Origin of the sequence: Gilliamella sp. Bif1-4 (assembly GCF_001690535.1) — a bacterium.
GTDB classification, from domain to species: Bacteria; Pseudomonadota; Gammaproteobacteria; order Enterobacterales; family Orbaceae; genus Gilliamella; species Gilliamella bombi.
This window is the reverse complement of record NZ_LZHC01000029.1, coordinates 1-8,788: the sequence shown is the minus strand read 5'-3', so window position 1 is coordinate 8,788 and position 8,788 is coordinate 1. Positions and strand designations below refer to the sequence as shown.

At 32.7% G+C, this 8,788-nt stretch carries 6 protein-coding genes; all 6 read right to left on the bottom strand.

The window, feature by feature from the left end; all coding sequences use genetic code 11:
* On the bottom strand, window positions 1-765 hold a 765-nt coding region (locus tag A9G25_RS05925; RefSeq protein ID WP_141675015.1), incomplete at its 3' end, for a hypothetical protein.
* Window positions 766-837: 72 nt separating this feature from the next.
* The gene (locus A9G25_RS05920) at window positions 838-2,691 is read right to left on the bottom strand and encodes a hypothetical protein (RefSeq protein WP_065626174.1); all 1,854 of its coding nucleotides are present in this window, start codon (window positions 2,689-2,691) and stop codon (window positions 838-840) included.
* 39 nt (window positions 2,692-2,730) lie between these two features.
* Entirely contained in the window at window positions 2,731-3,615 is an 885-nt protein-coding gene (locus tag A9G25_RS05915; RefSeq protein WP_065626173.1) for a hypothetical protein, read from the bottom strand.
* A gap of 276 nt (window positions 3,616-3,891) precedes the next feature.
* Complete coding sequence (locus A9G25_RS05910; RefSeq protein WP_065626172.1) at window positions 3,892-5,721, bottom strand: hypothetical protein; 1,830 nt, start codon at window positions 5,719-5,721, stop codon at window positions 3,892-3,894.
* Between the two features lie 72 nt (window positions 5,722-5,793).
* On the bottom strand, window positions 5,794-7,641 hold the full coding sequence (locus tag A9G25_RS05905) for a hypothetical protein (protein ID WP_065626171.1): 1,848 nt from the start codon (window positions 7,639-7,641) through the stop codon (window positions 5,794-5,796).
* A gap of 52 nt (window positions 7,642-7,693) precedes the next feature.
* Window positions 7,694-8,647: a hypothetical protein gene (locus tag A9G25_RS05900; RefSeq protein WP_065625643.1), complete on the bottom strand. Its 954-nt coding sequence runs from the start codon at window positions 8,645-8,647 to the stop codon at window positions 7,694-7,696.
* Window positions 8,648-8,788 lie beyond the last annotated feature (141 nt).

Sequence of the window (8,788 nt, the reverse complement as noted above, 5' to 3'; positions counted from 1 at the left end):
ATAGTGAATTACATGATTCGTTTTAACGCCTTGATTATCAAAATATTCACCTATCCCATAAATCCCGTCATGTCTAATATAAGATTCAATGAGAAAACTACCTGTTTTGATATTTTTTCTAATAGTTTTAGTCATTAAACCTGTATTTTCATCAAACCATATTTCAGAAGAATAAATAATATTATGATCAGTATCATACATTTCTATTCTAAGATGTTTCAAATTGTTATTGCTCCAATAATCATAGACATAATGAGTAATTGCTGCTAAACACCTTTTTTGGATACTGACAACAATACCCTGTTTTTTTTCAACCCGTAAATAACAAGGCAATTCAAAAACATCCTCGAATGAGGCTTGCTGATGTAATTGTTTATGTTCATCTAACGTATAAAAATAAACCCCATCTTCTAGTGATTGAAAAGAGTCGGTTGGATACATTATTTCAATAATATTTCGCTCTCGTTGAACTACATGAATATATTGATAGTTTTTATTTAATTTTACCTGAGAAATATTTTGAATTGCCATCATATACATATCTGGATGGTTTTCTAAACCATTCACTGATGTGAATAAATTTTTTTTAGGAATGCTATTTTCGATCTTGTAAGAAAGTCTAAAATCATGCTGAAAATAAACTTTATTTGGCATAATGCCTTGTGCTTTAATTATTTGTATTTGGTGATTGTTTATTTTTACCTGCGCCAAAACACATTGAAACATGCATGCCCACAATAAAAAAATTTTTACTAAATGTTTCATATTATCCTTAGTTATTTTGTATCACTAACCATCATTTGTGGCATCGCCTCATCTTATTAAACGTTTTATCGTTTAGTGCTCACGTTTATCATCAAAATGTTCAAACAGTATCATCTCAAAGCCATCTGGGTTAAATGGTAAATTGTCATAGAGTTGTGGATTATCCTTGTCTTCAATTTCATCAGTAGTCAATACTATGCTACCTTTGTGATTGAGATATTGGTTTTCAATATCGCCATCATTCGATATCTCAATATGGTTGGTTTTTATCCCCTGGTCATTAAATCTTTCTAATATCGCCCCAATGTTTTTCTTTTTACCGCGGATGAAAGTTCTGATGGTGGTCCCTTGGGCATTTTTGATAACTTGGGTTAGCGGTAAATAACTGCCTTTTTCATACTCAGTTTCTATCACTAACTTCGGCACTAAGTGGCTTTCAAGCACAGTTAATTTACTGCGAATCGGCGCAGTTTTTTTGTAATCAAATTCCGTTGTTAGCCATTGGACACGTGTTTTTTGTACGATAGCGACGATTTTTCCCATCACTTTCTCAACACGAATATAGGAAGGTAAACTAACTGCTTGCTCTACACCCTTTAATGGGGTTAACTGCCCTTTATCCGCCATGACATAAAAATATACGCCATTTTCTAAGTCTTTAAATTGTGCTAATGGCAATGAAATTGCCGATTGTTGCCATTTGGTTTTAATAATCTTTTTATATTGGTAGTTATCCCCCATTTCCACCTGAATTAAATCGCTATACTTATCCCGTGGCGTTTGATTTTCAGCTTCAATTAAGCTTAATGGCGCTTGATGAGGGAAGTTTTTGTAACGCTCGGCCATAAAGCCGGGGAAGGGTAATTTATGGTAATAGACCTGATGAGGCTGAATTCCTAAATACTTTACTCTGTTGGTCGCTTCGCTGTCATATTGACGGCTTTCGCCTAATCCTTGTTCAAACATAGCATCTTTTAACAGGAAATGACTTTTTTCGACATTCATGATTAATTTATTGTACGGATAAGGCTCGTCTAAATCTTTTTGGAAATCAAATAATTCTTCTGGAGCTCGATTTTTAGTTTTAATTACTTTACCATCTTTATTTAATATTTGATTTTCTATACGCTTTGGTTTTTCATAACGAATCACATGATTAGTTTTAATTCCTTGGTTATCAAAATAATCATCAATTGCGTAGATACCATCTTGTCTAATATAAGATTCAATAACAGAATTTCCAGATTTTATATTTTTTCTAATTGCTTTAGTCATTAAACCTGTTTTTTCGTCAAAAGATACCACGGCAGAGTAAACAATATTATGATCATTATCATATAATTCTATTTTAAGTTGTTTTAAATTGTTATTTAACCAATAACTATAAGTATAATGATTAATTGTTGATAAAGGTCTTTTTTGGACGCTGACGACAATCCCCTGTCTTTTTTCTACACGCAAATAACAAGGCAATTCAAATACGTCTTCAAAAGAAGCTTGCTGATGTAATTGTTTATGCTCATCTAACGTATAAAAATAGACCCCATCTTCCAACGATTGAAAAGAGTCGGTTGGATATAATATTTCAATAATATTTCGCTTGCGCTGTACTACATCAATGTATTGGTAGTTTTTATTTAATTTTACCTGAGCAATACTTTGAATTGCTATTTCATACATATCAGGGTGATTTTCTAAACCTCTTACTGAGGAGAATAACTCTTCTTCTGGATAACTTTCTTCGTTATCAAGAAAAAGCATAAAATCATGTTGAAAATAAATTTTACCTGGAACAATATTTTGTTCTTTTAATTTTTTAATCATTTGTATTTGTTGATTATTCATTTTTTCCTCTGCTAAAATACCTTGAACCACTCCCACCCATAATAAAAAAAAGGTCAAATATATTTTTACTAAATATTTCATATTATCTTTACTCCTTTAAATTTAACTTCAACATCTGTATTATTCTGTCTTAGCTTTTTTAGATATATTTGATAACTTTTTTATTAAATTAATTCTTTTTTTGGTTTTCTCTTCGCCATCATTAATTTGTTTATCCAAAGACGCTTTATAACGTATAAAATGCCTATCTAGTTCGATTCCAATGCATTCCGGATCAGCTAAATTACAATGAGCTAATAGTAAAAATAAAAGGGTATGGCAATTGGTCTCCTTATAACTGTCATTAGCCCAGCTCCATTCTTCCCCTTCACTATCAAATTTCTGCACATAGGCTCTTATCTCATTAAATATCTCTTCATCCGTTCGACTATCTCCCGGCAAGACATAGGGAGACGTAGTAAATTTAATTTTTCCCTCATGAAAGTGTCCATTTTGATGTGGGTCGAAGGCCCGGCTAGAATGCTCATTATGATTGGTTTTGCGCCCTGCCTGCCGGTCTTGTATCGGGGTCAATTCAGTCAATTTTTTGTTGTTATCTTTTTTTCTTCTTTTTTCATGGTCGCCATTTAATGTTCCATCACTAGATATCACTCTTTTGTCATTGAAAATATTCAACGGTTGAAAAGGCATCCCTGCTGGGTACCAACCATAACTTTCCCTAAATCCATTAGCTTTGGTTGAGATTTGCAATGGCTCCCCCTTTTCATCCACGATATCTTTTTCTTTTAAACCCTGTTGACGAATAGCTTGCATTGGCTCATCTATTTCTGCTTCATCTTCATGTAAAAATTCAACCCAAAAATGTCCAACCTCAAAAACCAGCAAATTGACCGGGATTCTACGGATTAAAATCGTTTCTACTTTTCTTGCCCCCGCCTTAACTTTGGTGGTGACTTTTGATGAATGACGAGGGGAAGTAACTGATTGTGTCGTTGCCCAAGACATAGCGCTATCCTCTACTCTTTTTTATATCTAAATCTAACCTCGGCTTCTTCATAGCCGGTGTTGACTATGTCGGTTTTGCCTTGCGCATCGGTTTTACCCTCCGCGATAACCTGATTATCTTTATTTAAAATTTGATATTGCCGATTAATAATTACACAGCACCATATCCCCGATGCGTGCTACGCCTTTATCAAACACCCTAATTTTTGTTGAGACGGATATCACTTTATCACCATCATTTGTGGCATCGCCTCATCTTATTAAACGTTTTATCGTTTAGTGCTTACTTTTTTCATCAAAATGTTCAAACAGTATCATCTCAAAGCCATCTGGGTTAAACGGTAAATTGTCATAGAGTTGTGGATTATCCTTGTCTTCAATTTCATCAGTAGTCAATACTATGCTACCTTTGTGATTGAGATATTGGTTTTCAATATCGCCATCATTCGATATCTCAATATGGTTGGTTTTTATCCCCTGGTCATTAAATCTTTCTAATATCGCCCCAATGTTTTTCTTTTTACCGCGAACAAAGGTTCTGATGGTGGTCCCTTGGGCATTTTTGATAACTTGGGTTAGCGGTAAATAACTGCCTTTTTCATACTCAGTTTCTATCACTAACTTTGGCACTAAGTGGCTTTCAAGCACAGTTAATTTACTGCGAATCGGCGCGGTTTTTTTGTAATCAAATTCCGTTGTTAGCCACTGGACACGTGTTTTTTGTACGATAGCGACAATTTTTCCCATCACTTTCTCAACACGAATATAGGAAGGTAAACTAACTGCTTGCTCTACACCCTTTAATGGGGTTAATTGCTCTTTATCCGCCATGACATAAAAATATACGCCATTTTCTAAGTCTTTAAATTGTGTTAATGGTAATGAAATTGCCGATTGTTGCCATTTGGTTTTAATAATCTTTTTATATTGGTAGTTATCCCCCATTTCCACCTGAATTAAATCGCTATACTTATCCCGTGGCGTTTGATTTTCAGCTTCAATTAAGCTTAATGGCGCTTGATGAGGGAAGTTTTTGTAACGCTCAGCCATAAAGCCGGGGAAGGGTAATTTATGGTAATAGACCTGATGAGGCTGAATTCCTAAATACTTTACTCTGTTGGTCGCTTCGCTGTCATATTGACGACTTTCACCTAATCCTTGTTCAAACATAGCATCTTTTAACAGGAAATGACTTTTTTCGACATTCATGATTAATTTATTGTACGGATAAGGCTCGTCTAAATCTTTTTGGAAATCAAATAATTCAGGTTCTATATTATTAGTTTTAATTACCTTGCCATTCTTATTTAATACCTGATTTTCTACACGAAATGAATTCTTATAGTGAATTACATGATTCGTTTTAACGCCTTGATTATCAAAATATTCACCTATCCCATAAATCCCGTCATGTCTAATATAAGATTCAATGAGAAAACTACCTGTTTTGATATTTTTTCTAATAGTTTTAGTCATTAAACCTGTATTTTCATCAAACCATATTTCAGAAGAATAAATAATATTATGATCAGTATCATACATTTCTATTCTAAGATGTTTCAAATTGTTATTGCTCCAATAATCATAGACATAATGAGTAATTGCTGCTAAACACCTTTTTTGGATACTGACAACAATACCCTGTTTTTTTTCAACCCGTAAATAACAAGGCAATTCAAAAACATCCTCGAATGAGGCTTGCTGATGTAATTGTTTATGTTCATCTAACGTATAAAAATAAACCCCATCTTCTAGTGATTGAAAAGAGTCGGTTGGATACATTATTTCAATAATATTTCGCTCTCGTTGAACTACATGAATATATTGATAGTTTTTATTTAATTTTACCTGAGAAATATTTTGAATTGCCATCATATACATATCTGGATGGTTTTCTAAACCATTCACTGATGTGAATAAATTTTTTTTAGGAATGCTATTTTCGATCTTGTAAGAAAGTCTAAAATCATGCTGAAAATAAACTTTATTTGGCATAATGCCTTGTGCTTTAATTATTTGTATTTGGTGATTGTTTATTTTTACCTGCGCCAAAACACATTGAAACATGCATGCCCACAATAAAAAAATTTTTACTAAATGTTTCATATTATCCTTAGTTATTTTGTATCACTAACCATCATTTGTGGCATCGCCTCATCTTATTAAACGTTTTATCGTTTAGTGCTCACGTTTATCATCAAAATGTTCAAACAGTATCATCTCAAAGCCATCTGGGTTAAATGGTAAATTGTCATAGAGTTGTGGATTATCCTTGTCTTCAATTTCATCAGTAGTCAATACTATGCTACCTTTGTGATTGAGATATTGGTTTTCAATATCGCCATCATTCGATATCTCAATATGGTTGGTTTTTATCCCCTGGCCATTAAATCTTTCTAATATCGCCCCAATGTTTTTCTTTTTACCGCGAACAAAGGTTCTGATGGTGGTCCCTTGGGCATTTTTGATAACTTGGGTTAGCGGTAAATAACTGCCTTTTTCATACTCAGTTTCTATCACTAACTTTGGCACTAAGTGGCTTTCAAGCACAGTTAATTTACTGCGAATCGGCGCGGTTTTTTTGTAATCAAATTCCGTTGTTAGCCACTGGACACGTGTTTTTTGTACGATAGCGACAATTTTTCCCATCACTTTCTCAACACGAATATAGGAAGGTAAACTAACTGCTTGCTCTACACCCTTTAATGGGGTTAATTGCTCTTTATCCGCCATGACATAAAAATATACGCCATTTTCTAAGTCTTTAAATTGTGTTAATGGCAATGAAATTGCCGATTGTTGCCATTTGGTTTTAATAATCTTTTTATATTGGTAGTTATCCCCCATTTCCACCTGAATTAAATCGCTATACTTATCCCGTGGCAATTGATTTTCAGCTTCAATTAAGCTTAATGGCGCTTGATGAGGGAAGTTTTTGTAACGCTCGGCCATAAAGCCGGGGAAGGGTAATTTATGGTAATAGACCTGATGAGGCTGAATTCCTAAATACTTTACTCTGTTGGTCGCTTCGCTGTCATATTGACGACTTTCGCCTAATCCTTGTTCAAACATAGCATCTTTTAACAGGAAATGACTTTTTTCGACATTCATGATTAATTTATTGTACGGATAAGGCTCGTCTAAATCTTTTTCAAAATCAAAGATTTCTTCTGGCTCCCAACGTTTAGTTTTAATCACTTTGCCATCTTTATTTAATATTTGATTTTCTACACGGTTTGGTCTTTTATATAGAATAACATGATTTGTTTTAATACCTTGTTTATCAAAATAATCATCAATCTCATAAATACCATCTTGTCTAATATAAGATTCAATCAAATAACGTCCTGTTTTGATATTTTTTTTAATCGCTTTGGTCATGAGTCCCGTATTTTCATTAAACACTATTTCAGAGGTATAAATAATATTATGATTATTATCATACATTTTTAAATTAAATTGCTTTATATTATTATTTGGCCAGTAATCATAGGTATAGTGAGTAATTGCTGCTAACGGTCTTTTTTGGATACTGACTACAATGCCGTGTTTTTTTTCCACCCGCAAATAACAAGGCAATTCAAATACGTCTTCAAAAGAAGCTTGCTGATGTAATTGTTTATGCTCATCTAGCGTATAAAAATAAACCCCATCCTCTAGTAATTGAAAAGAATCAGTCGGATATAATATTTCAATAATATTTCGCTCGCGCTGAAATATATCACTATATTGATAGTTTTTATTTAGTTTCACCTGAGAAATATTCTGAATTGCCGTTCTATACATTCTCGATTTGGTCTCTAAAACGCCAACTGATGAAAATAAATTTTTTTCAGGCAAACTGTCTTCATTATCAAGAAAAAGCATAAAATCATGTTGAAAATAAACTTTACCCGGCACAATACCTTGTGCTTTTAATTTTTTTGTTATTTGTTGGACTTTATTTTTTGCTTCAGCAAAAGCGGGTTGGTTGTTTGATATCCAAGTAAAAAAACAGATTAGGAAAATTGTTATTATCTTTTTCATATTGTTTTGATTTTTTCTAAATAGTCAGTAAGGTACATTAATTTAATTAGGCTTACAAATCAAAAATATCGCATCGCTTATGGCATTTGAATTTATTGTACGGATAAGGCTCGTCTAAATCTTTTTCAAAATCAAAGATTTCTTCCGGCTCCCAACGTTTAGTTTTAATCACTTTGCCATCTTTATTTAATATTTGATTTTCTACACGGTTTGAATCGTCATGACGAATTACATGATTGGTTTTGATTCCTTTTCCATCAAAATAATCATCAATTTCATAGATATCATCTTGTCTAATATAAGACTCAATCAAATAACGTCCTGTTTTGATATTTTTTTTAATCGCTTTAGTCATGAGTCCCGTATTTTCATTAAACTCAATTTCAGAGGTATAAATAATATTATGATTATTATCGTATTTTTCTATATTAAACTGCTTTATATTATTATTTGGCCAGTAATCATAGGTATAATGACTAATTAATGCTAAAGGTCTTTTTTGAATACTGACTACAATGCCGTGTTTTTTTTCAACTCTCAAATAACAAGGTAACTCAAATACCTCTTCAAATGAAGCTTGCTGATGTAATTGCTTATGTTCATCTAGCGTATAAAAATAGATACCATCCTCTAGTGATTGAAAAGAGTCTGTTGGATACATTATTTCAATAATATTTCGCTTACGTTGCCATACATCATTATATTGATAGTTTTTATTTAATTTCACCTGTGCAATACTTTGAATCCCCTCTCTATACATTCTTGGTTTGGTTTCTAGACCAACAAGTGATGAAAATAAATTTTTTTCAGGGTAACTGTCTTCATTATCAAGGAAAAGCATAAAATCATGTTGAAAATAAATTTTACCTGGAACGATATTTTGTTGTTTTAATTTGTTGATTATTTGTATTTTTTTGTCTTTGTTTTTTGCTTCAGCGAAAGTGGGTTGGCTGTTTGATACCCAAGCAAAAAAACAGATTAGGGAAATTGTTATTATCTTTTTCATATTGTTTTGGTTTTTTCTAAATAGTCAGTAAGGTACATTAATTTAATTAGGCTTACAAATCAAAAATATCGCATCGCTTATGGCATTTGAATTTATTGTACGGATAAGGCTCGTCTAAATCTTTTTCAAAATCAAAGATTT

Bases quoted from the DNA above. Each gene is read 5' to 3' on its own strand.
- A9G25_RS05920 (WP_065626174.1), bottom strand. From the start codon at position 2,691: ATGAAATATTTAGTAAAAATATATTTGACCTTTTTTTTATTATGGGTG.
- A9G25_RS05915 (WP_065626173.1), bottom strand. From the start codon at position 3,615: ATGTCTTGGGCAACGACACAATCAGTTACTTCCCCTCGTCATTCATCA.
- A9G25_RS05910 (WP_065626172.1), bottom strand. From the start codon at position 5,721: ATGAAACATTTAGTAAAAATTTTTTTATTGTGGGCATGCATGTTTCAA.
- A9G25_RS05905 (WP_065626171.1), bottom strand. From the start codon at position 7,641: ATGAAAAAGATAATAACAATTTTCCTAATCTGTTTTTTTACTTGGATA.
- A9G25_RS05900 (WP_065625643.1), bottom strand. From the start codon at position 8,647: ATGAAAAAGATAATAACAATTTCCCTAATCTGTTTTTTTGCTTGGGTA.